General features: G+C 66.4%; 20 protein-coding genes. 17 read left to right on the forward strand and 3 right to left on the reverse strand.

Annotated elements, in window-relative coordinates; all coding sequences use genetic code 11:
* Positions 1-31: 31 nt before the first annotated feature.
* On the reverse strand, positions 32-1,111 hold the full coding sequence (locus AC07TU_RS08440) for a phosphotransferase family protein (protein WP_495187454.1): 1,080 nt from the start codon (positions 1,109-1,111) through the stop codon (positions 32-34).
* Entirely contained in the window at positions 1,108-2,346 is a 1,239-nt protein-coding gene (locus AC07TU_RS08445) for an acyl-CoA dehydrogenase family protein (RefSeq protein WP_495187455.1), read from the reverse strand. The genes AC07TU_RS08440 and AC07TU_RS08445 overlap by 4 nt, the downstream gene beginning before the upstream one ends.
* 161 nt (positions 2,347-2,507) lie before the next feature.
* On the opposite strand from AC07TU_RS08445, the gene AC07TU_RS08450 reads away from it, so the two are divergent.
* The 6 genes from AC07TU_RS08450 to AC07TU_RS08475 are packed head-to-tail and all read left to right on the forward strand — an operon-like array spanning position 2,508 to position 7,457.
* Positions 2,508-3,221: a carboxymuconolactone decarboxylase family protein gene (locus AC07TU_RS08450; RefSeq protein WP_495187456.1), complete on the forward strand. Its 714-nt coding sequence runs from the start codon at positions 2,508-2,510 to the stop codon at positions 3,219-3,221.
* A gap of 23 nt (positions 3,222-3,244) precedes the next feature.
* The gene (locus AC07TU_RS08455) at positions 3,245-4,042 is read left to right on the forward strand and encodes an enoyl-CoA hydratase/isomerase family protein (protein WP_495187457.1); all 798 of its coding nucleotides are present in this window, start codon (positions 3,245-3,247) and stop codon (positions 4,040-4,042) included.
* A 4-nt stretch (positions 4,043-4,046) separates the two neighbouring features.
* Entirely contained in the window at positions 4,047-4,385 is a 339-nt protein-coding gene (locus AC07TU_RS08460) for an EthD domain-containing protein (protein WP_495187458.1), read from the forward strand.
* Complete coding sequence (locus tag AC07TU_RS08465) at positions 4,378-5,172, forward strand: SDR family NAD(P)-dependent oxidoreductase (protein ID WP_495187459.1); 795 nt, start codon at positions 4,378-4,380, stop codon at positions 5,170-5,172. Before AC07TU_RS08460 ends, AC07TU_RS08465 begins: the two co-directional genes overlap by 8 nt.
* Positions 5,165-6,661, forward strand: a complete 1,497-nt coding sequence (locus AC07TU_RS08470) for a class I adenylate-forming enzyme family protein (protein WP_495187460.1) — start codon at positions 5,165-5,167, stop codon at positions 6,659-6,661. Before AC07TU_RS08465 ends, AC07TU_RS08470 begins: the two co-directional genes overlap by 8 nt.
* 22 nt (positions 6,662-6,683) lie before the next feature.
* Positions 6,684-7,457: an SDR family NAD(P)-dependent oxidoreductase gene (locus AC07TU_RS08475; RefSeq protein ID WP_495187461.1), complete on the forward strand. Its 774-nt coding sequence runs from the start codon at positions 6,684-6,686 to the stop codon at positions 7,455-7,457.
* A gap of 23 nt (positions 7,458-7,480) precedes the next feature.
* Here AC07TU_RS08475 and AC07TU_RS08480 read toward each other — a convergent pair whose 3' ends face one another.
* Positions 7,481-8,533, reverse strand: a complete 1,053-nt coding sequence (locus tag AC07TU_RS08480) for a LacI family DNA-binding transcriptional regulator (protein WP_495187462.1) — start codon at positions 8,531-8,533, stop codon at positions 7,481-7,483.
* 208 nt (positions 8,534-8,741) lie between these two features.
* Between AC07TU_RS08480 and AC07TU_RS08485 the strand changes: the two genes are divergently transcribed.
* From AC07TU_RS08485 to AC07TU_RS08535, 11 genes are all read left to right on the forward strand, one after another.
* A complete protein-coding gene (locus AC07TU_RS08485; RefSeq protein WP_495187463.1) occupies positions 8,742-10,070 on the forward strand; it encodes a spinster family MFS transporter in 1,329 nt (442 codons plus the stop codon).
* A complete protein-coding gene (locus AC07TU_RS08490; RefSeq protein WP_495187464.1) occupies positions 10,067-11,758 on the forward strand; it encodes a glycoside hydrolase family 3 protein in 1,692 nt (563 codons plus the stop codon). Before AC07TU_RS08485 ends, AC07TU_RS08490 begins: the two co-directional genes overlap by 4 nt.
* A gap of 22 nt (positions 11,759-11,780) precedes the next feature.
* Positions 11,781-12,836, forward strand: coding sequence for a gentisate 1,2-dioxygenase (gene gtdA, locus AC07TU_RS08495; RefSeq protein WP_495187465.1), 1,056 nt, complete (start codon positions 11,781-11,783; stop codon positions 12,834-12,836).
* Positions 12,833-13,531, forward strand: coding sequence for a fumarylacetoacetate hydrolase family protein (locus tag AC07TU_RS08500; protein ID WP_495187466.1), 699 nt, complete (start codon positions 12,833-12,835; stop codon positions 13,529-13,531). The genes gtdA and AC07TU_RS08500 overlap by 4 nt, the downstream gene beginning before the upstream one ends.
* A 5-nt stretch (positions 13,532-13,536) precedes the next feature.
* A complete protein-coding gene (maiA, locus tag AC07TU_RS08505) occupies positions 13,537-14,166 on the forward strand; it encodes a maleylacetoacetate isomerase (RefSeq protein ID WP_495187467.1) in 630 nt (209 codons plus the stop codon).
* 27 nt (positions 14,167-14,193) lie between these two features.
* Complete coding sequence (locus AC07TU_RS08510) at positions 14,194-15,795, forward strand: sulfatase (RefSeq protein WP_495187468.1); 1,602 nt, start codon at positions 14,194-14,196, stop codon at positions 15,793-15,795.
* A gap of 171 nt (positions 15,796-15,966) precedes the next feature.
* Positions 15,967-17,403 carry a sulfatase family protein gene (locus AC07TU_RS08515; protein WP_495187469.1) on the forward strand — a complete coding sequence of 479 codons (1,437 nt, stop codon included), beginning with the start codon at positions 15,967-15,969 and terminating at the stop codon, positions 17,401-17,403.
* Between the two features lie 43 nt (positions 17,404-17,446).
* A complete protein-coding gene (locus AC07TU_RS08520; protein ID WP_495187470.1) occupies positions 17,447-19,150 on the forward strand; it encodes a sulfatase family protein in 1,704 nt (567 codons plus the stop codon).
* An 8-nt stretch (positions 19,151-19,158) separates the two neighbouring features.
* The gene (locus tag AC07TU_RS08525) at positions 19,159-21,045 is read left to right on the forward strand and encodes a sulfatase-like hydrolase/transferase (RefSeq protein ID WP_495187471.1); all 1,887 of its coding nucleotides are present in this window, start codon (positions 19,159-19,161) and stop codon (positions 21,043-21,045) included.
* 15 nt (positions 21,046-21,060) lie between these two features.
* Complete coding sequence (locus tag AC07TU_RS08530; RefSeq protein ID WP_495187472.1) at positions 21,061-22,839, forward strand: arylsulfatase; 1,779 nt, start codon at positions 21,061-21,063, stop codon at positions 22,837-22,839.
* Between the two features lie 29 nt (positions 22,840-22,868).
* Entirely contained in the window at positions 22,869-23,879 is a 1,011-nt protein-coding gene (locus AC07TU_RS08535) for a formylglycine-generating enzyme family protein (protein ID WP_495187473.1), read from the forward strand.
* Positions 23,880-23,904: the final 25 nt, after the last annotated feature.

Here is a 23,904-nt window from a genome sequence, read left to right on the forward strand (position 1 = left end):
CCTAGCTTTGCGCCAGGTCACGTGTCGTTGGTTACGCTGCACCTGCCTCCTGTGCCGATCGCCACGCCGCACTGGCGAGCGGACCGATACGCTGGATGACTTCGTTCGCGTTCGCGGCGGTCTGCACGCCGCTCTGCGCGCGCCCGGCGATCCCCTGAAGAATCGCCGCAACGCGAAACAGGTTGAACGCGGTGTAGAAAGGATGCGTCGGATCGACGTCGAACCCGGTGCGGTCGCGCCAGGCGCGCGCATAATCCTCGGCGCTGGGGATGCCGAGCGCGCCGAGATCCTTGCCCATCAGCGTGCCGCGGACATCGACTCCCTCGGGCCGGGTCCATTCCATCATGTGGTAGGTGAGGTCGCCGAGCGGGTCGCCCAGCGTCGAAAGCTCCCAGTCGATCATCGCCGCGACGCGCGGCTCGTCCGGGTGGATCAGCAGATTGTGGAACGAATAGTCGCCATGGATGATCGTCGTGCGCTCGCCCGTTTCGGGGATCGCGCCCGGCAGCCATTCGATCAGCCGGTCCATCTCGGGAATGTCGCGGGTGCGCGACGCGTCGTACTGGCGTGACCAGCGCGCGATCTGCCGCGCGAAATAATTGCCCGGACGGCCATAGTCCGCAAGGCCGAGTGCCGCGAAGTCGACGCGATGCAGCTGCGCCAGCGTAGCGTTGGCGGAATCGTAGATCGCCGCGCGGTCCTCCCGCGACAGGCCCGGCATGCGCGGATCCCAGAAGGCGCGTCCGGGCACGTGGCGCATCACGTAGAAGATCGTGCCGATGACGCCGGTGTCCTCGCACAGCACGAGCGGTTCGGGGACGGGCAACCCGGCTTCGAACAAGGCGCGGGTGATCCGGTACTCGCGGTCGACCGCATGCGCCGAGGCGAGCAGCACGCCAGCGGGTTTGCGGCGCAGCACCAGCTTGCCGACATTGGTCTCAAGCAGGAAGGTCGGGTTGGACTGCCCTCCCTGGAACTGGTGGAGCGCGATGCCGCCCGTCATGCCGGGTATGACGCCGCCAAGGTAGCGGGCGAGCCGGTCCTCGTCGAACTGGGTGCCGGGCGCGACCGCTTCGGTCTGGCCGATCATCGCGGCGGGGGCGGCGCTCATGCCGCGGCCTCCATCCGGTATTTGTCGAGCTCCATGCGGGCAAGCTGGCGCTCATGGACTTCGTCGGGGCCGTCGGTCAGCCGGACGATCCGGGTGTTCGCCCAGAGTTCGGCGAGCCCGAAATCGTCCGACACCCCGCCACCGCCATGCGCCTGGATCGCATCGTCGACGATCTGCTGCGCCATCTTCGGCGCGGCGATCTTGATCATCGCGATCTCGGCGCGCGCCGCCTTGTTGCCGACGGTGTCCATCATGTGCGCCGCCTTGAAACAGAGCAGGCGCGCCATCTCGATCTCGCAGCGGGCGCGAGCGATGCGCTGCTCCCACACCGAATGTTCGGCGATCGTCTTGCCGAAGGCGCGGCGTTCGATCAGGCGGCGGCACATCTTCTCGAGCGCAACCTCCATCGTCGCGATGTTGCGCATGGTGTGGTGGATGCGGCCGGGCCCCAGCCGGCCCTGGGCGATCTCGAACCCGCGCCCCTCGCCGAGCAGAAGGTTTTCGGCGGGGACGCGGACGTCCTCCAGCAGCACCTCGAAATGGCCGTGCGGGGCGTGGTCGTAGCCGAACACCGGCAAATGGCGGAGCAGCGTGATCCCCGGCGTGTCGCGCGGGACCAGGATCATCGACTGCTGATTGTAGGCAGGGGCGTCCGGGTCGGTCTTTCCCATCAGGATGAAGAAGTCGCACTTGGGATGGCCCGCGCCCGACGACCACCATTTGCGGCCGTTGATGACGTAGTCGCCGCCGTCGCGGCGGATCTCGGTCTGGATGTTGCGCGCGTCGGACGAGGCCACCGCCGGCTCGGTCATCAGGAAGGCCGAGCGGGTGAGGCCGTCGCGCAGGGGCACCATGAAGCGCTCCTTCTGCGCGGGCGTGCCGTAACGGTGAAGCACCTCGAAATTGCCGGTGTCGGGCGCCATGCAGTTGAACACCTCGCTCGCGAACGAGACGCGGCCCATCAGTTCGGCGATCGGGGCATAGTCCAGGTTGGTGAGCCCCGGGCTGGTGAAATAGCCATCGTCATGCTCCGATGGCGGCATGAAGAAATTCCATAGCCCCTCGGCGCGGGCCCTTGCCTTGAGCGCTTCGAACACGGGCGGAATCTCGCGCCAGCGGTCGATTGCGGCGAGTTCGCGATGGTAGACGGGGATGGCGGGGACGATATGCTCGTCCATGAAGGCGCGCACCCGTTCAAGCCATTCTCGCGACCGCGGCGATTGCTCGAAAGCCATAGCGTTGACGCCCTCCATCCTCTTGGTCGCCGGATTCGTTCGTCCGGTCGGTCGAGTGTATATCGCTATTCGACCGACCGGTCGGCTGTCAAATTGGTCAGTGCCCTGAACGGTTGACGTCCGACCAGTCGGTCGACAGATTGAAAGGCAGGAGAGGCCTAATGACGACACCGGGACAGATCGGGCCGTTGGGCGAGGTGGCGCTGTTGCGCGGCCATGCGCCCTATACGCTTGCCGGATATGCGCGTTTTCGCGCCGTAATCGATAGCGATGGCGCGGTGCCGGCGCGACTCAAGGCGCTGTTCGCCGCGGTCGCGGCGATCGATCGCCGCTATCCCGACCTGGCGCGGCGCGAGCTTGCCCGGGGCGTGGCGCTGGGCCTTACCGTTCGCGACGCGACCGCAGGCCTCATCGTGCTCAGCAGCCTGCGCGGCGAGGGCGCTGCGCTCGAATTCGCCGAGGTGATCGCCGCGAGCTTTACCGATATCGCCGCGCCGCCGCCCCAGGATCTGCCCGAGGCGCAGCCGGGCGAAGCCGAGGCCAATTTCACCGCCTATTTCGGCACGATCCCCGTGCCGCTCGCCCAGTTGATGCGGCTGAGCCCGGAGGCGGCTGACGCCTATTATCTGATGCGCCGCGGCAGCATCGACGCGAACCCCCTGTCGCCCAAGCATGGCGAGCTGTTGCTGCTGGCGATCCTTGCCGCGGGCTACAGCCCGATGGCTGCCACCCATGTCCGCGGCGCGCGGATGGCCGGGGCGAGCGACGAAGAGATTGCCGAGGCGGTGCTGTGCGCCGTCCCGGCCGCAGGAATCGCCGCCTGGATGGGAGTCGGCGCGATGCTGGCTCCGCCCGGCGACACACCCACCAGCTAACCGATCAATCAAGGAGACACAGAATGGAACCCGAGAAGGACGTCATCCAGTATGAGGTTGCAGACAACGGCATCTGCACGATCTGGCTCAACCGCCCGCATGTGAAGAACTGCGTCAGCCCGCAGCTTCTGCGCGACCTGGAAGCGGCGGTCGATCGCGCGGCCGAGGACAATACGGTGCTGGCGGTGGTGTTCCGCGGCCGCGGCAACACCTTCTGCGCCGGTGCGGATCTGGGGCAGCTGGTCGGACCGGTGCTGCACGAGACCAGCACCTCGCTCCAGCTGGCGATCGATTCGGCCCGCACCTACGACAAGATCTACAACATGAAGAAGCCGACCATCGCCTGTGTCGAGGGCTATGCCGTCGCCGGCGGGTTCGAGCTGTTCATCTCGTGCGACTTCGGGATCGCCGCCGATGACGCGAAGATCGGCGATTTCCATATCCGCCGCGCGCTGTTCGGCGGCGCCGGCCCGATCTATCGCCTGCCGCGCTATATCGGCATGCGCAAGTCCAAGGAGCTGATGCTGACCGGCAAGCTGCTGTCGGGCATCGAATGCGTCGAATGGGGCCTGTGCAACGCCTCGGCGCCCAGCGACCAGCTCGAGCAGCTGATCCAGGATTTCTGCGCGCCGCTGATCGACAAGAGCCCGTTCTGCATGTGGATGACCAAGATGGCGGTCAACCGCGGCATGGACGCCGACACCAATTCGCTGATCACGCTCGAGACGATGACCTGCAACGTCGTTCACCATTCGGCCGATGCGAAGGAAGGCGTCGCCGCGTTCCTCGAGAAGCGTCAGCCGGTCTGGACGGGCAAGTAAGGTCATGGCGATCAGCCTGGTCGTTCTCGCCAGCCGTCCCGGAGACTGGACGCAGGCGCGCTTCACCGACTGGTGGCGCGGGCCGCATGCCGATGCGGCGAAGCGAGTGCCCGGGCTGATCGCTTACCGGCACGGCGCCGTCACCAAGGACTATGACAGTCCCGACGCGCCGGGATGGGACGGGCATGCCGTGCTGACCTTTGCCGATCAGGCGGCGCTCGACGCAGCGTTCGCCTCGCCCGAATGGGCGGCGGCGACCGCGCAGACCAAGGGGATGGGCGGGCGCCGCATCATCCTGGTGACGGAGGAAATGGACTTGCTGGCAGGCGGCACGAATGGCTGAGCTTTCACCCGGCTTTGCGACCGCGGGCTTCCGCCTCGACGGGAAGCGCGCGCTGATCACCGGGGGGCGCGGCGCGCTCGCCGAGGCGATGGCGGCGACGCTCGCCGATCTTGGCTGCGCGGTCGCGCTCGCGTCGCGCAATGGCGAGGAATGCGCGGCGACGGCGGCGGGCATCGCCGAACGGTTCGGCGTGCCCGCGATCGGCCTGGCCTGCGATATCAGCGACGAGGAGTCGGTCGAGGCTGCGGTTGCCGAGACCGTGGCGCGTCTGGGCGGGCTCGACATTCTGGTCAACAATGCCGGCGCCTCCTGGTGGGGGCTGCCGCAGGACATCCCGGTCAAGGGCTGGCGCAAGGTGATGGAGGTGAACGTCACCGGCACCTTCCTTGCCTGCCGCCATGCCGCGCGCCACATGATCGCGCAGGGCGGCGGCGCGATCGTCAACATCGCGTCGGTCGGTGCCTTCATCTCCTATCGCCCGGCCGACGGGCAGGTGGTGCCCTATACGACGAGCAAGGCGGCGATCGTCCATTTGACCAGCGACCTCGCCGCGCAATGGGCCGAGCATGGTATCCGCGTGAACGCGATCGCGCCCGGATCGATCGAGACCGGGATGACCGAGACGCTCGATCCGGCGATCCAGGAAAAGACGCGTGCCGGCATCCTGCTCGGCCGGTTCGGCCGGCCCGAGGAGGTGAGCGGCACGCTCGCGCTGCTGGCGTCGGATGCGGGCAGCTTCATCACCGGCCAGACCTTTCTGGTCGATGGAGGTCAGTCGCTTGGCTAGCTTCGAAGCTGACGGTGTGCGCTGGACCGGCGAGCGGCTATGGCTGCAATTCGCGGCGCTGGCCGAGGCCGATCCGGACGCGACCGCGCTGATCGACTGCGACGACCGGCGCTGGTCGCGGGGCGAGCTTCGTGCACTGGCGCTGGAACACGCTGCGCGGTTGCAGACGGCGGGCATCGTCGCGGGCGCGCGGGTGCTCGTCGCGGGGAGCAAGCATGCCGGAACCCTGGCAGTAGCGCTTGCCGTTTCAGCCTGTGAGGCGGTGTTCTGTCCCTATTCGCCAAAGCTGGCCGAGGCGGAGCTTGGCGTGCTCGAGGATCGCCTCGGCCATGTTGCGCGAGTGGTAGCCGATGCCGGGGGCGGCGCGGAAATCATCGCCGCGCCGGGGGATCGCCGCTCCGCTGATCCGCGCGATGCGGATACGGTGCTGATCGGGTTCACCTCCGGGTCGACCGGCGTGCCCAAGGGCGTGATGCACGGGGCCGCCGCGCTCAACTATGCCACGCGTACCTGCGCCGCGATCGCGGGGCTCGACGATGCGGACTCGATCCTCGGCATCGTTCCGCTCGACAGCGCGCCGGGCTTCACCTTCACCGCGCATTTCGCGCTGTCGCAGGGGCGGACGTTGGTCCTGGTCGATCCGTGGGATCCGGTCGCGGCGATGCGCCGCGCGGCCGATCACCAGTGCGGCTGGACGATCATGGTGCCGACTCACCTCTACACGATGGTCGAGGCTGCGCGTACCGGCGCCTGGTCCGGCCGGATGCCCCTGCGCGCGGCGGCCGTCGGCGGGAGCGCGATGACCGCTGAGCTCATCGCAGACGCCGATACGCTGCTGGGGCTCAAGGCGCTGCGGATGTTCGGCATGTCCGAATGCATGGGCCATTGCTCCACGCGGCCGTCGGACCTACTCGCCAGGCGGCAGGCCACCGACGGCTTGCCCTTTCCCGGCACGGAGGAGGAGGCGTTCGATGCGCAGAGCGCCGCGCTTCCGCGCGGCGCGCGGGGCCAGGCCGGTGTCCGCGGGCCATCGCTGTTCCTCGGCTATGCCGAAGGACTGGGCGCGGGGCAGGAGCGGATGACCAGCGACGGCTTCTATCTGACCGGCGACGAGATCGTGCGCGACGCAGAGGGGTTCGTGACGGTGGTCGGGCGGATCAAGGACCAGATCATCCGCGGCGGCCTCAACATTGATCCTGCCGAAATCGAGGCTGCGCTGCTGCGTCATCCGGCGATCGCCGAGGTCGCGGTGGTCGGCGTGCCCGATCGCAAGCTCGGCGAGCAAGCCTGCGCAGTTTGCCGCGCGCGCGAGGGCGCGGCGCCGATCGCGTTCGAGGTGATGGTCGCGCACCTCGCCGCCCAGGGACTCTCGCGCAAGAAATGGCCTGAGCATCTGCTGTTCGTCGAGGCGATGGCGGTGGGAGCAACGGGCAAGCTCGACAAGCGGGCAATGGCGGCGCGCGCCGCCGCGACGCTCGGCCGCGGGTGAGCGAGCAACCGAAAGGGGAATGATGACCGGCTTTTCGTTCAACCTGAACGGGCGCGTCGCGCTCGTCACAGGCGCTTCATCGGGACTCGGGCGGCGGTTCGCGCTGATTCTGGCAGCGAGCGGGGCGAAGGTCGTGATCGGCGCGCGCCGCATCGCGATGCTGGAGGATCTCGCCGGCGAGATTGCAGCAGCGGGCGGCGAAGCGCTGCCCGTCGCGCTCGATGTCACCGACGAGGAATCGATCATCGCCGCCTATGACGCCGCCGACGCGCGGTTCGGGCCGGTCGATACGGTGATCGCCAATGCGGGATTGAATATCGCCGGCAGCGCGCTCGGAATTGCAGCAGACTCGTTCGACCACATGGTCGCGGTCAATCTGCGGGGGGTGTTCCTTACCGTGCGCGAAGGCGCGCGGCGGATGATCGCAGCTGGCTCGGTGGAACGCAGGCACGGACGGATCACGATCATCTCGTCGATCACTGCGCATCAACCGGCATCCGGCATCGCGCCGTACAGCGCGACCAAGGCGGCGGTGGCACAGATGGGCAGGTCGCTGGCGCGCGACTGGGCGATGAAGGGGATCAACGTCAACATCCTCTGCCCCGGCTATGTCGCCACGGAGATGAACAACGCGATCTGGGATACGCCGGCGGGACAATCGTTGCTCGCCGGTTTCCCGCGCGGCCGGGTCATGGACGAAGACGCGCTCGACCCGATGATCCTGTATCTCTCCTCCGATTCCAGCGGCCAGATCACCGGGTCAGTCATCACCGCTGACGACGGGCAGACACTATAGGGCATGGCAGCATGACCGTCTTGTCAGCTTACTCGAGCGGTCGATTCACGTTCGATAATCTCGAAGTCGACATGGGTGGTTCCGGGGGATTCCGGATCCGGCCGGTTTGTATTGCGGATCGCTTCGATCGCACGCCGGGTTGCGAGTTCTGAAATGTCCGCAATGGGCTGGCGTACGGTCGTGAGGCGCGGCCAGATCTTCACGGCGATCGGCGTATCGTCGAACCCGGCGATTGCCACGTTGCCGGGAACATCGAGACCGCGCCGATGCGCTTCGGAGACGACCGCGGCCGCCATGTCGTCGTTCGTCGCGAAGATTGCGGTCGGCGGCGAGGGAAGTGTGAGCAGCTGGCTGGCGGCTGCCAGGCCTGAATCATAGGTGAAGTCGCCGTCCGCGACCAATGAGGGGTCAAACGCGATCCCGGCGATGTCCAATGCCGAACGATAGCCGGCGAGCCGGCTTGCGCTTGCATAATGCTGGCTCGGTCCGCCGATCAGCGCCACCCGCTTGTGACCGAGCGCGATCAGCCGTTCCGTCATCGCGAGCGCTGCACCATAGTCGTCGATCCGCACGCCGGGCAGCCGGGACAATTCGCGGCCGGACGACATCGCCATCATCGGCACGCCCAGATCGAATAATTCGGGGGAGCGGTCGACGATCTCGCAATAGGGCGGAGGGAGCAGCAGCGCGCCGGCACCGCTGCGGATCAGCCCGTTCAGCGTTTCCAGCGTCGCCTGCTCGCTCTCGTCGTCGCAATAGCGGATCAGCAATTGCGCGCCCAATTGGGTCGCGGCGTTGAGCGCTCCGACCAGCACCGCGCTCAGGAACGCGCTCTGCGGATTGCGGTAGATCAGGCCAACACGCAGCTGGGCCGCGCTGGCGAGCGCCTGTGCCGCCGCGTTGGGCGTGTAGCCAAGCTCGCGGACCGCGGCTTCGACCGCTTCGCGGGTGGCGTCCTGCACCTTCTTCCGGCCGTTCAGCACATTCGAGACCGTCATGGCCGAAACCCCCGCCAGCGCTGCCACGTCGCTGATGGTGATCGCTGAACTGGATCGGCGTGGCGCGCGCGTGCTCATCGACGCGCCTCGATTTCCTCTGCCACATTGAGCGCACGTAGAATCAATGACTTAAGCTCCTGGTTGACATCGCAGTCATTTTCCCTGAATTAGCGAGCATTGCAAGATTTAGCGCTAAACAGCTAAGCGGCGGGAGAGGGCGGATGCTAGGCTCGGAGTTTCTTGATTGTCCAATTCAGACGCGCGCTCCGGCGCTGCGAGGGCTGGCATGACCGCTTCGACATCTGACACCGCCAGATGGCCGTCACCGGCTTCGGCCTGGTATGCGGCGATCATTCTGATGCTGGCCAATACGCTGGCGTTCGTCGATCGTCAGGCGCTTGCGCTGCTGGTCCAGCCGATCAAGAACGACCTGCAGGTTTCGGATACGGCGATGAGCCTGCTCTACGGGCTCAGCTTTACCCTTTTCTATGTCGCCGTAGGGATCCCGGTTGCGCGTCTTGCGGATCGCTCCAACCGGCGCAACATCGTCGCGCTGGCCGTTTTCGTGTGGAGCGGCATGACCGCATTGTGCGGATTGGCGCGATCCTTTCCGATGCTTTTCGCGGCACGCATCGGCGTCGGCGCGGGAGAGGGCGGGCTTAGCCCAGCGGCCTATTCGCTGCTCGCGGACTATTTCCCCAAGAACAGGCTGCCCGCGGCGATGGGGGTGTACCAGATGGGCATCTATCTCGGCGGTGCCTGCGCGCTGTTGATCGGCGGTCTGATTTCGACCGTCATCCCGCCGAACGAAGAGATCATGCTGCCGGTGATCGGTGCGCTCAAGGGCTGGCACGTCGTCTTTCTCGCGCTCGGCTTTCCCGGGCTGGTGCTTTCCGCGCTGCTGCTGACGGTGCGCGAGCCGGCGCGTCAGGGCGTCGCGCTCGACGCGCCGAAGGTGCCGCTGCCGCAATTCTTCGGGCATATCGGCAAGCGCAAGCGCGCCTATCTGGGCATCGCGCTGGGCTTTGCGCTGATGATCTTTGTCGGAAACGGCACGGGCGCCTGGATCCCCGCCTTCCTCGAGCGCAAATATGGCTGGACCACCGCCGATATCGGTGCGTCCTACGGCCTGATCGTCTTCTTCTGCGGTACCAGCGGGGCACTTGCGGGCGGCTTCTTCGCCAGCTGGCTGCGCGGCCGGGGGTATGACCGGGCCAATCTCCAGACCGCGCTGATCGGTTTCACGATCCTGGTTCCCGTCACCATCAGCTTTCCATTGATGCCGACCGCACAGCTCGCGCTGGTGCTGATCGGGATGATGAACTTCTTTGCCGGTTTCAATTTCGGCGGCGGCCTCGCGACGTTGCAGGAGATGACGCCGAACCGCATGCGGGCGCTGCTCTCGGCGATGTACATGCTGACCATCAACATCATCGGCGCGGCGCTCGGTCCCACCGCCGTGGCCCTGATCACCGACTTCTGGTTCGGTGATCCGCAGCGCTTGCCCGAAGCGATCGCGCTGACCTGCGCAGTCGCTTCGCCCCTCTCCGTCGTCGCGTTGCTCATCGGCATCCGCGGCTATTCGGACTCCCAGACTCTCCAGGAGCAATCGTGACCCTTCAATCGCAAATTCCTCACGCGGATCCGTTTGCGCTCGGTCTTAAAGACCGTGCGTGGGTCGAGGCACAGCTCGCCTCGCTCAGCACCGAAGACAAAATCGGCCAGCTGTTCATCTTCGCGGCAGAGCAGGACACGCTGGAAGAGATCGATATGCTGGCCAGGCTTAAGCCGGGCGGCATTCACCGGTTCCCCGGACATGATCTGGGGCCGGCCTGGGCTGCCACGCGTGCCGCCATCGACAGTGCCGAGACGCCCGTCGTCATCAGCGGCGACATCGAGGGCGGAACGATTTCCTATCGCTTTGCGACAGCGATCCCCAACCAGCTCGGTATCGCTGCCTGCGACGATGTGGCGCTTACAGCGGAGCTTGCCCGCGTCGTGGCCGAGGAGAGCGCGGCGCTCGGCTATAACTGGTCCTTCACCCCGGTGATCGACATCAACCAGGCGTGGCGCAATCCTGTGGTCGGCACCCGCTCGTTCGGGTCGGATGTCGACCGGATCGGCGCACAGGCGCGCGCCTATATTTCCACCTTGCAGGCCCATGGCGTGGCAGCCACCGCCAAACACTGGCCGGGCGACGGCTATGACGACCGTGACCAGCATCTCGCCACAACGGTCAACCCGCTCAACATGCAGGAATGGGAGGCGGGGTTCGGCAAGCTGTATCGCCAGGTGATCGGCGAGGGCGTGATGACGGTCATGTCGGCGCATATCGCGCTGCCCGAATTCGTGCGCTCGCTCATCCCGGACGCGGGACGCGAAGCGTTCCGCCCGGCGTCGGTCTCGCGGCTGCTCAACCAGGAGCTGCTGCGCGAGCGGCTGGGCTTCAAGGGCCTGATCGTCTCCGACGCGACCGGCATGGCGGGGCTGACCAGCTGGGCCGACCGCGAGGAGCGCGTGCCGGCCGTGATCGAGAATGGCTGCGACATGTTCCTGTTCAGCCGTTCCCCGGCTGAGGATGTCGCACTGATGCTGAAGGGGCTGCGCGAAGGCAGGCTTTCCGACCAGCGGCTGGAGGACGCGGTCGAACGCGTCCTCAGCTTCAAGGCGAAGCTCGGCTTGCATCGCAAGACTGCGGAGGAGCGCCTGCCGTCGCTGGAGACAGTGCGCGAGCGGCTGCGCAAACCCGCGAACCTGCACGTCGCCGAGCGGGCTGCGGGACAAGGGGTCACGCTGGTCAAGGACGTGCAGGGGCTGCTGCCGCTCGACCCTGTGCGCCATCGCCGCGTGACGATCATCGAGGATGCCGGATGGAGCTTCTTCGTCGGCGCCCAGCCGCGCGATCTGACGCCGTTCAAGGATGCGCTGCGCGCCGCGGGTTTCGAGGTCAGCGATTTCGATCCCGACAACCGGCCGACGCGCGCCGATTGCGATCTGGTTCTCTACCTCGCCGGGCAGGAGGCGACGCCCACGCTCGGTAATATCTTCCTCGATTGGGGGAAGCTGCACGGCGGGTCGCGCAAGGCGATGCATCGCTTCGGTCACGAAATCCCCACACTGATGATTTCGCTCGGCCAGCCTTACTATCTGTTCGATGCGCCCGAGACGGCGACCTACGTCAACGCCTATTGCGGGCTCGAGTCCGTCCAGCACGCACTGGTTCCGCGGTTGCTGGGGCAATTGCCGTTCACCGGTGTGAGCCCGGTCGATCCCTTCTGTGGCCTGGAGCAGCTCAAATGGTGAGCGGGACGCTGCCGGAGACGCCATGATGGACGCTACTCTGTCGAACGATCAGCGCAGCCAGCTCGAGCGCCTCTATGCCGCAATGGCACCCGAGGGACTGGCGCCCCTGTGGGAAGTGCTCGCCGCACTCGTACCGCCGGAGCCGCAATCGCCGGCGCTGGCGCATGGCTGGTCCTATGCCAGCGCGCGCGACTATCTGATGCGTGCGGGAGACCTGATCAGCGCGGCGCAGGCCGAGCGGCGTGTGCTGATCCTGGAGAATCCGGGCCTTGCCGGCCAGTCCGCGGTCACGCCCAGCCTCTATGCCGGGCTGCAGCTGATCCTGCCGGACGAGATCGCACCCTGCCATCGCCATACGCAATGCGCGTTGCGCTTCGTGATGGAAGGGGAGGGCGCCTACACCACGGTCGATGGGGAGAAGGCGATGATGTCTCCCTTCGATCTGGTGCTGACGCCGGGCGGGCAGTGGCACGATCACGGCAATCCCAGCGGCAAGCCGATGATCTGGCTCGATGGGCTCGATATCCCCACGGTCCGCCATTTCGACGCGGGCTTCGCCGAGCGGCTGGAAGCGGAGGTGCATCCCGAAACCGCCGCGCCGGGCAGCACGCTGGCGCAATATGGCCGCAACCTGCGCCCGGTGCGCGGCAGTGCGGCGGACCGGCGGCCGGCGCATCAGCCGCTGTTCCACTATCGCTATACCGATTGGCGTGCCTCGCTCGATCAGATGGCCGGCACTGCGACGATCGATCCGCATCTCGGCCATGCGCTGGAGTTCGTGAATCCGGCGGATGGCGGCCCGATCATGCCGACGATCGCAGCGCATGTACGCGCGCTCCCGGCTGGCTTCGAGACGCGTCCGCGCCGGTCGACCGACGGCACGATATTCGTCGTGGTCGAGGGCACAGGCGAAGCGCTGATCGACGGGAAGCCGATCAGGCTCGCCGAGCGCGACATCTTCGTCGTGCCCTCGTGGCATCAACTGGTGCTCCGCGTGGAAACACCGCTGGTCCTGTTCGGCTATTCGGACAAGGCGGCGCAGCAGAAACTCAATCTGTTCAGGGAGGAATGCGCGTGAGCGATGCATTCGAAGCGTATCCGGCAACCTATGCGGCGATCAGTGGCGGCGGCCGCTTTCCGGTGCGCCGCATCTTCTGCATCGGCCGCAACTACGCCGCGCATGCGCGCGAGATGGGCAGGGATCCCGATCGCGAACCGCCCTTCTTCTTTACGAAATGGGCAGAGACGCTGGTGCCTTCCGGAACGACCATCGCCTATCCGCCCGAGACGTCCAATTTCCACTATGAGGCCGAACTCGTCGTCGCGATCGGCAAGGGCGGGCGTAACATCGCGGCGGCGGATGCTGCCGGGCATATCTTCGGCTATGCCACCGGCCTCGACATGACGCGTCGCGACCTTCAGCTGGAGGCCCGCGAGAAGGGGCGGCCCTGGGATACCGGCAAGAATGTCGAGCAATCCTCGCCGATCGGCCTGGTCCATCGGGTTGCCGAGACCGGACTCCTCGACCGTGGCTCGATCGCGCTGACCGTGAACGGCGAGACGCGTCAGCAGGCTGACCTTGCCGAGCTGATCTGGCCGGTCGACGCGGTGATCGCCTATGTCTCGCGCTTCTATCGGCTCGAGCCGGGCGACCTGATCTACACCGGCACGCCCGCTGGCGTCGGCGCGGTGGTCGAGGGCGACCGCATCGTCGTGACGATCGACGGCCTGACGCCATGCGACGTGCTGGTCGGCCCGCCGGTCGAGGATTGAGTGCGATGCGGCTGCATGGTTTCTTCCGCTCGACCGCATCCTACCGGGTGCGGATCGCGCTGAACCTCAAGGGCATCGCGGCAGAGCAGGCATTCCTGCAACTGCGCGCGGGCGAGCAGCGCTCACCGGGGTTCCTCGCGCTCAATCCGCAGGGGCTGGTCCCGGCGCTGGAGCTGGATGACGGCGCGGTGCTGACCCAGTCGCTGGCAATCTGCGAGTATCTCGACGAGATTCAGCCGCAGCCGTCGCTGCTGCCGGTCGAGCCGCTGGCACGGGCGCGGGTTCGCGCCTTCGCGCTTGCCATCGCTTGCGACATCCATCCGGTCCAGAATCTGAAGATCCTTGAGCGTTTGCGTGCGCTGGGCCTCGACGACGATCAGGTCACGGGCTGGGCGCGGAGCGTGATCGAGGAAGGGCTTGACGCATGCGACCGGCTGATCGCCGGGGAGCGCGGGCGCTATTGTTTCGGCGACGCCGTGACGCTCGCCGACATCTGCCTGGTGCCGCAACTGGTCAACGCGCGGCGCTTCGGAGCAGATCTTCGCTGGCCGCGCCTGCTTGAGATCGAGGCGGCGTGCCTTGCGCTGCCCGCCTTTGCAGATGCGGCACCGGAGCGTCAGCCGGACGCGCAATAGACGATAAGATAATCGAGGAGAGGGGCCTTGTCCGTAGTTCGAAACCTGTTCCGCACCACCGCGCTTACCGCCGCGATCGTGCTCGCCTCTACCCCGATGATCGCCGCCGAGGCGCGCCAGGCGACGGCTTCGGCCGCCAAACAGGCGCGTGCGCCCGCCCGCGCGGAACGGCGGCCGAACGTGCTGCTGATCATGGCCGACGACCTTGCGCCCAAGCTCGGCAGCTATGGCGCGCCGGTGCGGACGCCCAATCTCGACCGGCTGGCCGCGCAAGGCGTCAGCTTCGACCGCGCCTATTCGCAATTTCCGTGGTGCGCGCCGAGCCGTGCATCGATGCTGACCGGCACCCGGCCCGGCACTACCCGCGTCGCGGATCTCAACACGCCGTTCCGTGCCGCGCTGCCCGATATCCTCACCCTGCCGCAATATTTCCGCGCCAACGGCTATTTCGCCGGGCGCGTGGGCAAGATCTTTCATCAGGGAGTCCCGGGCGGCATCGGCGAGGCCGGGCCTGACGATCCGCAGTCCTGGGACAAGGTGGTCGATCCGCGCGGCCGCGATCGCGATGCCGAGAATGGCCGGCTGGTCGATCTGACTCCAGGCATCCCCTACGGATCGGCAATGGCCTATCTCGCGGACGAGGGCGAGGATGAGGAGCAGACCGACGGCAAGGTCGCGACCGCGGCGATCGAGATGATGAAGGCGAGCCGCGACAAGCCGTTCTTCATCGGCGTCGGCTTCTATCGGCCGCATGTGCCCGAAGTGGCGCCGAAGAAATATTTCGACCTCTATCCGCTCGATACGATCGCCATCGAGAATCAGGACCCGGCGATGCTCGCGCGCGTGCTGCCTGCGAGCAAGGCTTGGACGCCTGACAATTTCGGGATGAGTGCCGACGAACAGCGGCAGATGATCCGCGCCTATTATGCGGCGACCAGCTATATGGACGCGCAGGTCGGCCGCGTGCTTGACGCGCTGCAGGCGCTGGGGCTGGCCGACGACACGATCGTCATCTTCACCAGCGACCATGGCTTCATGCTGGGCGAGCACGGCCAGTGGATGAAGAACATCCTGTGGGAGCCGTCGGCGCGCGTGCCGCTGATCGTCCGCGTGCCCGGCACGCGCACCGCAAAGGGCAAGCGCTCGCCGCGCACGGTCGAGTTGCTCGACCTGTATCCCACCTTGCTCGATCTTGCCGGGCTGCCCGGCTACGGCCGGAACGAGGGCAAGAGCCTCAAGCCCCTGCTTGCGCGTCCGGCCGATCGGAGCTGGGCCAAGCCCGCGCTGTCGCAGGTCCGTGGCGGCCGCAGCGTCCGGACCGAGCGGTGGCGCTACACCGAGTGGGAAGGCGGCAAGCTGGGCCGCGAGCTCTATGACCATGCGCGCGATCCGGGCGAGCTGCACAACCTTGCGGATGACCCGCGTCAGGCAGCCACGGTCGCGAAGCTGCGCGCGATGCTGCCCGCGGGACCGGTGGAGGCCCGGCCGAAGCCCGTGCCTTATGATCCGATACGCAACTGCACCTATTTCCCCGCGCAGCGCCCGGCATCGCCAACCGCAGCCAAGACCAGCGGCATGGGCGGCGACGGGTTGGCCGGCTTGCAGCGATGCGAGGCGCTCGATCCCTGAGCGGGACTTAAATAAGTATTTGATATTGATGAAATAATTTAAGTACCTTCGTCGACTCCGAGCGAGATTGACAGCGCTGACAAAAAATAGATGATCGCAGACGGGCGAGATGGTTTGCGGGGTAACGCAGATGCTCCGGCGCTGCGATCTGGTTGGAGAGGAGGGGCATTGATGGCCCAGTTTCAGTGTCGGACCCGCGCGCTCAAAATGGCGCTATGCGCTGCGATCGCGGTCGCCGGTTTGAGTGCGCCGGCCGGGGCGCAGCAGACGGCTTCGGCGCAGACGGGTCAACAGCACGTCCCGCGCAATGACCGGCGGCCCAACATCATTCTGATCCTGGCGGACGATATGGGCGTCGAAACCGTCAACGCCTATGGCGGGGAATATTACACGCCCAATCTCGATCGCATGGCGAAGGAGGGGCTGCGCTTCGACAATGCGCATGCGACCCCGCTCTGTTCGCCGTCGCGCACGCGGCTGATGACCGGGATCGAGAACCATCGCAATTACGAGGCATTTGGCTATCTCGCGCCGGGCCAGCGAACCTTCGGCAACATGCTCAAGGATGCGGGCTATGCGACGGGCATGGTCGGCAAGTGGCAGCTCTCGGGCAACGGCTTCGACGGCCGTACCGGGATCACGCCTGGACAGGCCGGGTTCGAGGAAAGCGCGCTGTGGCAGCTCAAGTCGCTCGACGCCAAGGGCTCGCGCTATTGGGGCCCGACCCGTGTGATCGACGGCAAGACCCGGATCGACGAGGAGGGCTTCGGCCCCGACCGCGATCAGGCCTTCGCGCTCGACTTTATCGAACGCCACAAGGACCGGCCCTTCTTCCTCTATTATTCGATGGTGCTGGTCCACGACCCGTTCGTGCCGACCCCCACTTCGCTGGCAAGTGCGGGACCGAAGGACCGGTTCGCGGGCATGATGACCTATATGGACGCGCAGGTCGGTGCGTTGCTCGCCAAGCTCAAGCAAGCGGGGCTGGATGAGAATACGATCGTCATCTTCACCGCGGACAATGGCACCAACCGCCAGATCACCAGCCTCCGCAACGGTGCCGCGGTGCAGGGCGGCAAGGGATCGCCGACCCTGACCGGCACGCATGTTCCGATGATCGTGCGTGCGCCCGGACGCGTGGCGGCGGGCGGCACGACGCCGGCGCTGTTCGATTTCCTCGATTTTCTGCCGACCTTCGCGGAATTTTCCGGGGCGGTGCCCGGTGCGGTGGATGGCGTCAGTCAGGCGGGCGTGATGACGGGTAAGGCCCGCAGCGCGCGCGACGCGATCTTCATGCACTACGACCCGCGCTGGCTGGCGCGGCCGGCGCGCTTCGCGTTCGACGCAAGCTACAAGCTCTATGGCGACGGGCGTTTCGTCGCGCTCGATCCCGAAACCGGGGTCGAGACCGAGATCCCGGCGGCGCGGATGCAGGCTGCGGATCGCACGCGCAAGGCGGCGCTCGAAAAGCTTCTGCGCAGCATACCCGAGGTGCCGTTCAGCAAGGAACGTTTTCCGATGTGCGCCGGGCGGCCATCGCGCGACCCGAAGCTGCCTGCCACCGAGGCGGGTTGCGGTGCGCTCAGCGGCAGCATCGGTGTGGATTGAGCATGCGGATCCTGGGTGATCGGCAAGGGATTGGAGAGAATTGATGTCGGCGTTTCGTATCGGTCTGCTGGCCACGACAATCGGACTTGCAGCGATGGCCATGCCCTTGAGCGCACGCGACGCGGCACCGGCACCCGCTGCCAGGGCGCCGGTGCCGGTGGCGGCGAAGCCCAGGAACGTGATCTTCGTGATCGTGGATGATCTGCGCTACGACGGAATGGGCTTCCTCCAGCCGCAGCTGCGGACCCCCAATATCGACCGCATGGCGCGCGAAGGCAGCTATTTCCCCAACACGGTGGTGACCTCCGCGCTCTGCTCCCCCAGCCGCGCGACGATCCTGACCGGGGAGACCGCACGCAACCACCGTATCGTGGATAACAATCATTCGTCGGAGCAGGGGCTGACCTTCTTCCCGGCGATGCTCCAGAAGGCGGGCTACCAGACGTCGTTCATCGGCAAATGGCATATGGGGAATGACGACGACAACCCGCGCCCCGGCTTCGACAAATGGGTCAGCTTCCGCGGGCAGGGCGCTTATTTCCCGACCACCGGCATCCCGGCGGCAGCCGCTGCGGCGGGCAAGCGCAACATGCTCAACGTCGATGGCAAGCCGGTGCCGCAGGCGGGCTATATCACCGACGAGCTGACCGACTATGCGATGAACTGGCTGGACAAGGAACGCGACAAGTCGAAGCCGTTCTTCCTCTATCTCAGCCACAAGGCGGTGCATTCCGACCCGCTGCCCGCGCCGCGCCATCGCGGCCAATATGACAAGGTCGACTTCAAGATCCCCGACACCGCCGCCGACACGCCGGAGAACCGGCGCGGCAAGCCGATGTGGGTCTACAACCAGCGCAACACCTGGCACGGGATCGATTTCTTCTACAACTCCGACATGAAGATGACGGAGTATCTGCGTTACTATTATTCGACCCTGTCGGCGGTGGACGACAGCCTGGGCCGCATCTTCGACTATCTCAAGAAGAACAAGCTCGATCAGGACACGATGGTCGTGTTCACCTCCGACAACGGCTTCCTGATCGGCGACCATGGCCTGATCGACAAGCGCAACGCGTATCAGGGATCGGTCCGCGTGCCGCTGCTGGTGCGGCAGCCGGGCACGGTTCCGGCGGGCGTGACCAATCCGGGGCGCATCCGCAACCTCGACTTCGCGCCGACCTTTCTCGACCTCGCAGGCATGCCGCGTCCCGCCAATTTCGAGGGCAAGAGCGCGCTGCCGCTGATGACCGGCAAGATCGCAGCGAAGGACTGGGCGCCGCAGGACTTCGTCTATGAATATTATTGGGAATGGAGCTTCCCGATGACGCCCGGGACGTTCGCAATCCAGCGCGGCGACCTCAAATATATCCAATATTACGGCGTCTATGACACCGACGAGCTGTACGATCTCGCCCGCGATCCCGATGAGCGCAACAATCTGATCAACGATCCTGCCTATCTTCAGGCCAGGATCGATCTGCGCAAGGCGCTGTTCGCGCAGCTGGCGGACCGTGAGGGGCGGCACACGATCCCCTATGGCCAGCGGCTTGCGATCGGGAGCGTGCGCCGCAGCCGCACCGGCCCGGGCGCGGCGCAATTCCCCGACGAATGGCTGGTCGAGCCCAATCGTGCCGACCGGCTCGACGATATCCTGCCCGACAGCCCGGCCAAGCAGAAGGCGCGGGAAGAGGGGCGTCCGTTCATGCCGGTGGCGCGGCTGGGCGAAGAAAGACTGGACGAGAAATGAGCGCGGCGATGAACCGCCGGGGCGTAATCGGCCTCGCCGCCGCAGCGGCCGTCGCGGCGCGTGCCGCTTCCGCCGCCCCGGGCGCGCGGCCCAACATCCTGTGGCTGGTCAGCGAGGATAATAATCCGCGGGTCGGCGCCTATGGCGATCCGCTGGCGCACACGCCGACGATCGATGCCTTGGCGCGCAAGGGCGTGCTCTACCGCAACGTCTATTCCAACGCGCCGGTCTGCGCGCCGTCGCGCTTCGGCATCCTGACCGGCGTCTATCCCGAAAGCTGCGCGCCCGCGAACCAGATGCGCGCCGACGCGAAGCTGCCCGACGGCTTCCGCACCTATCCCGAGCTGTTGCGCGGTGCGGGCTATTTCTGCACTAACAACACCAAGACCGACTATAACTGCAACATCGATCCCAAGGCGATCTGGGACGTGCAGGGGCCGGAGGGGCATTGGCGCAAACGCGCTGACGGCAAGCCGTTCATGGCCGTGTTCAACTATGAAACGACGCATGAATCGCAGATCCAGCGGGTGACACCGGGGCGGGTGACGCCGGACAGGGTGACGCTGCCGCCCTATCTGCCCGATACGCCGGGCATCCGGCAGGACTTCGCCAGCTACTACAACCTGATCGAGAAGATGGACGGACAGCTTGCCGCGCGGCTGGCGGAACTGGCGGCGGACGGGCTGGCGGAGGACACGATCGTCTTCCACTATTCGGACAATGGCGGCGTGCTGCCCCGGTCGAAGCGCTATTGCTATGATGAGGGGCTGCGCTGCGAGCTGGTCGTCTATGTCCCGCCCAAATGGCGGCATCTGATGCCGGCCAAGCCGGGCAGCGTGATCGAGCATCCGGTCTCGTTCATCGATCTCGCGCCGACATTGCTGTCGATCGCCGGGGTCGCGCAGCCGCCGCAGATGCGCGGGCGCGCGCTGATGGGCAAGCGGGTTGCGAAGCCCGGCCGCTGGGCCTTCGGGATGCGCAACCGGATGGACGAGCGGATCGATTTCTCGCGTACCGTCACCGACGGCCGCTGGCGCTATATCCGCAACTATATGCCGCATCGCCCCTGGGGGCAGCATCAGGCCTATGAATGGCTGGCCAAGGGGTATCAGGATTGGGAGGCGGCGTATCGTGCAGGCACGCTCAACGCCGTCCAGCGCCGCTTCTTTGAACCCAAGCCGTTCGAGGAACTCTATGATCTGCGCGCCGATCCGCATGAGATCGCGAACCGCGCGAACGATCCGGCGGCGTCGCGGATCCTCAAGACGATGCGCGATGCGCTCGACGCGCACATGATCGCGATCCACGACAATGGCTTCATCCCGGAGGGGATGGCGGGTGAAGGCTATGTCGAGAGCCGCAATCCGGTGATCTATCCGCTCAAGCAGGTGATGGCGCTGGCGGCCGCGGCGGCCGGCCGCGATCCGGCGCAGCTCGGCACGCTGCGCGCCCATCTGGCAAGCCCGGTTGCGGTGCTCCGCTATTGGGCGGCGACCGGCATGCTGATCCTGGGCGATGCGGCACGTGGCGAGGCTGCGCTGCTGCGTTCGGTCATGCACGACGATCCGTCGCCCCATGTCCGGATCGTCGCCGCGGAAGCCGTCGCACGGCTGGGCGATGGAAGCGACGCGGTTCAGTTGCTCGCCGGCATCGTCGATGCGCCGCCGTCCTGGCAGGTACAGCTGCACGCGATCAATGCGCTGAACTTCACCGGTGAGGCTGCGGGGCAGGCGTTGGAGACGATCCGGCGCGCCGCGCGCGGGGACAATGACTATGTGCGGACGGTCGGGCGCTATCTCGAAGCGGTGCTGACCGGCACCTACACCCCCGCGACACCGATTTTCGAACTCGACCGGCTGCGCCAGCGCATGGGCGGCGGTGCGGGGCGCAGCTGAGCCGGAGAAGAAGCGATGACCATTTCATCCCCCAATGTCCGCGGTGCCGCGCTCAGCCGCCGCCGCGCTTGCCTGATGCTGGCAGGCGCCGGTGCGATGATGCTGGCCGCCATGCCGGGCGCTGGTGCGCAGCAGCGGTCCGCGCCCCGGCCCAATATCGTCGTGATCGTGCTCGACGATGTCGGCTTTTCCGATCTGGGCGCCTTTGGCGGCGAGATCCGTACCCCGGCGATGGATCAGCTGGCGCGCGACGGGCTGCGCTACAACCGGTTCGACAGCAAGTCGGTGTGCTCGCCGACGCGCGCTGCGCTGCTGACCGGGCGCAATCCGCAGACCGTGCGGATGGCCGACCTCCCGGCGGCGAAGGTCGATCCGGCCGACCTGACGCGCGATCGTGGCGAACTTCCGCAGAACGCACAGACCATCGCGCAGGTGCTCCAGCGCGCGGGCTATCGCACCTATGGCCTCGGCAAATGGCATCTGGCGCCGGAGGATGAGGATGGCTCGCCCGGCCGCAACGCCTCCTGGCCGCTGCAGCGCGGCTTCGACAATTTCTACGGCTTCTTCCTTGGCTGGACGGATCAATATCGCCCGTCGCTGATCGAGGGGAACCGCACGCTGCCGGCGCCGACGCAGCCGGGCTATCACTTCTCGGTCGACATCACCGACCGGGCGATTGCGGCGCTGACGCCGGACGGCGGCAAATCCGCGCAGCCGCGCTTCGTCTATCTGGCTTATGGCGCGGGGCATTCGCCGATTCAGGTGCCGCGCAGCTATATCGATGCGTATCGCGGGGTCTATGAAAAGGGCTGGGACGCGCTGCGCGGCGAGCGGCTGGCGCATATGAAGCAGATCGGCATCGTTCCCGCGAACACCGTGCTTGCGCCGCGCAGCCCGTCGGACCGGAAGTGGGATGACCTCAATGCCACGGAAAAGACGGTGTTCGCGCGCTTCATGGCGACCTATGCGGGCTTCCTCACCCATACCGACGAGCAGATCGGCCGGCTGGTCGCGCACCTCAAGGCGACCGGCCAGTATGACAACACGCTGATCGTGCTGCTGTCCGACAATGGCGGCGCGTCGGAGGCGGGGCAGAAGGGGTTCTTCGAGAAGCTCTACCGCCCCAACACGCTGACGCCCGAGCAGATGCTGGACCGGCTCGACGAACTCGGCACCGGCAAGACGCAGGCGGAATATCCGCGTCCCTGGGCGATGGCCAGCGTGACGCCGTTCCGCCGCTACAAGGTTTGGCCCTATCTCGGCGGGGTCCGCACCCCCCTGATCGTGAGCTGGCCGCGCACGATCCGCGACGGCGGTGCAATCCGGCGGCAATATGTCGATACGGTCGACATCGCGCCGACGCTGGCCGCGGCGGCGGGCGCGCAGTTCCCGCGTATGCTGAAGGGCGTCGCGGAGATCCCGGTCGCGGGCAAATCGATCCTGCCGACGATGCGTTCCGCGTCCGCGCCAAGCGCGCGCGCCGTGCAATATTTCGAACTGCGCGGGAATCGCGCGATCACGCAGGGCAAATGGCGTGCCGTGGCGATCCATCAGCCGGGCAGCGATTTCGCGAAGGACCGGTGGCAGCTGTTCGACACCGATGCGGATTTCGCGGAGGCGAACGATGTGGCCGATCGCTATCCCGCGAAGCTCGAGGAACTGAAGCGGCTTTGGTGGAGCGAGGCGCGCAGGTACAGCAACCCGCCCCTGGCGGAGATGCCCGAGCGCTTCCGCTCGCGCGAGCGTTTCGACGACAGCCCGGACCGCAACATGCCGCCTGCCGCTGCCCGATGACTGGCATCTGCAAGGCAACGCGCTAGATCATGGCGATGAACGGCGATCCCGCTGCCCGACAGGCTGATGATTCCCGCGCGCTGCCCGGCATGCGATTTGTGGACGGGGGCCGTTTTCGCATGGGCTCCGAGCATTTCTATCCGGAAGAAAGGCCGGTGCGGACCGTGCGCGTCGAGCCCTTCTGGATCGACGAGACGCCGGTGACCAATGCGCAATTCGCGGCCTTTGTCGCGGATACGGGATATGTCACGCTCGCCGAAATCGTGCCCGACCCGGCCGATTATCCCGGCCTTGATCCCGCGTTGGCGGCCGCCGGGTCGCTGGTGTTCGAGAAGACGGCGGGTCCGGTGGATCTGGATGATTTCGCACAATGGTGGCGCTGGCGGCCGGGTGCGGACTGGCGCCACCCGCTGGGGCCCGGCAGCTCGATCGAGGGACTGGAGGCGCATCCGGTCGTCCACATCGCCTATGCCGACGCCGAATCCTATGCGCGCTGGGCGGGCAAGTCGCTTCCGACCGAGGCCGAATGGGAGTTCGCTGCGCGTGGTGGCGGCGATACCGACTATGCGTGGGGCGACGAGCTGGCGCCCGGCGGCGCGATGCTGGCCAATTACTGGCAGGGGCGGTTTCCCTACGCGAACACGCTGCTCGACGGGTTCGAGCGGACCTCGCCCGTGCGGCACTATCCCGCCAACGGCTACGGCCTGTTCGACATGATCGGCAATGTCTGGGAATGGACGAGCGACTGGTATGCGATGCCGGGTGCAGGCGACCGCAGGCCGGTGAAGAAGAAGGCGGGGGCGTGCTGTGCCATTCCCAATCCGCGTGGCGGGCGGGAGCGTGACAGCTATGATCCCGACACGCCCGAGATGCACATTCCGCGCAAGGTGCTGAAGGGCGGTTCGCATCTGTGCGCGGAGAATTACTGCCAGCGCTATCGCCCCGCGGCACGGCATGCACAGCCGATCGATTCCGCGACCACGCATATCGGCTTTCGTTGTGTCGTGCGCAGCAAGGCGGAGGGGGCATTGCCCGGCTGAGGCGCACTTCTATCCACATTGTTCG

This window comes from Sphingomonas sp. GW821-FHT03E12 (genome assembly GCF_059420685.1).

What these genes read in the sequence shown, in the direction of transcription:
- AC07TU_RS08440 (WP_495187454.1), bottom strand. Translation starts at nt 1,111, where the DNA reads ATGAGCGCCGCCCCCGCCGCGATGATCGGCCAGACCGAAGCGGTCGCG.
- AC07TU_RS08445 (WP_495187455.1), bottom strand. Translation starts at nt 2,346, where the DNA reads ATGGCTTTCGAGCAATCGCCGCGGTCGCGAGAATGGCTTGAACGGGTG.
- AC07TU_RS08450 (WP_495187456.1), top strand. Translation starts at nt 2,508, where the DNA reads ATGACGACACCGGGACAGATCGGGCCGTTGGGCGAGGTGGCGCTGTTG.
- AC07TU_RS08455 (WP_495187457.1), top strand. Translation starts at nt 3,245, where the DNA reads ATGGAACCCGAGAAGGACGTCATCCAGTATGAGGTTGCAGACAACGGC.
- AC07TU_RS08460 (WP_495187458.1), top strand. Translation starts at nt 4,047, where the DNA reads ATGGCGATCAGCCTGGTCGTTCTCGCCAGCCGTCCCGGAGACTGGACG.
- AC07TU_RS08465 (WP_495187459.1), top strand. Translation starts at nt 4,378, where the DNA reads ATGGCTGAGCTTTCACCCGGCTTTGCGACCGCGGGCTTCCGCCTCGAC.
- AC07TU_RS08475 (WP_495187461.1), top strand. Translation starts at nt 6,684, where the DNA reads ATGACCGGCTTTTCGTTCAACCTGAACGGGCGCGTCGCGCTCGTCACA.
- AC07TU_RS08480 (WP_495187462.1), bottom strand. Translation starts at nt 8,533, where the DNA reads ATGAGCACGCGCGCGCCACGCCGATCCAGTTCAGCGATCACCATCAGC.
- AC07TU_RS08485 (WP_495187463.1), top strand. Translation starts at nt 8,742, where the DNA reads ATGACCGCTTCGACATCTGACACCGCCAGATGGCCGTCACCGGCTTCG.
- gtdA (WP_495187465.1), top strand. Translation starts at nt 11,781, where the DNA reads ATGATGGACGCTACTCTGTCGAACGATCAGCGCAGCCAGCTCGAGCGC.
- maiA (WP_495187467.1), top strand. Translation starts at nt 13,537, where the DNA reads ATGCGGCTGCATGGTTTCTTCCGCTCGACCGCATCCTACCGGGTGCGG.
- AC07TU_RS08515 (WP_495187469.1), top strand. Translation starts at nt 15,967, where the DNA reads ATGGCCCAGTTTCAGTGTCGGACCCGCGCGCTCAAAATGGCGCTATGC.
- AC07TU_RS08520 (WP_495187470.1), top strand. Translation starts at nt 17,447, where the DNA reads ATGTCGGCGTTTCGTATCGGTCTGCTGGCCACGACAATCGGACTTGCA.
- AC07TU_RS08525 (WP_495187471.1), top strand. Translation starts at nt 19,159, where the DNA reads ATGAACCGCCGGGGCGTAATCGGCCTCGCCGCCGCAGCGGCCGTCGCG.
- AC07TU_RS08530 (WP_495187472.1), top strand. Translation starts at nt 21,061, where the DNA reads ATGACCATTTCATCCCCCAATGTCCGCGGTGCCGCGCTCAGCCGCCGC.
- AC07TU_RS08535 (WP_495187473.1), top strand. Translation starts at nt 22,869, where the DNA reads ATGGCGATGAACGGCGATCCCGCTGCCCGACAGGCTGATGATTCCCGC.